Source organism: Corynebacterium sp. HMSC077G07 (assembly GCF_001809225.1).
Lineage (GTDB): Bacteria > Actinomycetota > Actinomycetes > Mycobacteriales > Mycobacteriaceae > Corynebacterium > Corynebacterium jeikeium_D.
The window spans coordinates 1-377 of record NZ_KV796542.1 but is presented as its reverse complement, the minus strand read 5'-3'; the positions used below and the strand labels follow the sequence as shown (position 1 = coordinate 377).

At 59.2% G+C, this 377-nt stretch carries 1 pseudogene; it reads right to left on the bottom strand.

Going from position 1 to position 377, the window contains the following annotated elements:
• Positions 1-377: pseudogene (locus tag HMPREF2562_RS10795) on the bottom strand (IS256 family transposase); the annotation flags it as partial.

Sequence of the window (377 nt, the reverse complement as noted above, 5' to 3'; positions counted from 1 at the left end):
CTGTTCGTTGGGCGTGGACGAGGCAGCGTTGGATGCGTGTTGTTGGCCAGCAGTGGTGGATGGCTGATTGGGCACCTTGTCCGCCGTCTGTGACTGCGATTAGTGGTGCGGCAATGGGGCGTAGGAGTTCGGTGTAGGCGGCGGTGGTTTCGTGTCTGGCCCAGGTCCAGTTGATGACGTGGGTTTTACTGGCTGCGATCAGGAGGCATCCGGACTTTAGATAGGTCGCGTCGAGGAAGATTTGGTCATGGATGCGGAATGAGTCGATGGTGGGTGTGGGGATGATCCACCAGCACCATCGGAATCGGTGGTGCATGGTTTGCCTGGTTACGCCATGGTGTGCGGCGAAGGTGGTTAGAGATTGGGTGCCGGTGGCC